General features: G+C 75.1%; 1 protein-coding gene. It reads left to right on the top strand.

The window, feature by feature from the left end:
- Positions 1–269 (top strand): helix-turn-helix transcriptional regulator (locus IE98_RS44080; protein ID WP_043176464.1); only part of this gene is annotated, 269 nt, incomplete at both ends.

Below are 269 nucleotides of genomic sequence, written 5' to 3'. Positions count from 1 at the left end.
GGCCGGAGGCGGCCGTCCGCGACCTCCGGGACGCCCTCGACGTCTTCACCCGCCTCGGCGCCACCGCCGACGCCGCCCGCTGCGAACAGGCCCTGCGCGGCAGCGGCCGGATACGCCCCGGACCACGAGGCCGCCGCAGTTACGGAACCGACCTCTCCCCCCGCGAACACCAGGTCGCCCAACTCCTCACCACCGGCGCCACCAACAACGACATCGCCCGCACCCTCGCCCTCTCCCCCCGCACCGTCGAACACCACGTCGCCAACGCG

Source organism: Streptomyces sp. NRRL B-24484 (assembly GCF_000717715.1).
Lineage (GTDB): Bacteria > Actinomycetota > Actinomycetes > Streptomycetales > Streptomycetaceae > Kitasatospora.
Note: the sequence above shows the minus strand (reverse complement) of the source record. Positions and strands in the feature narration are given on the sequence as shown.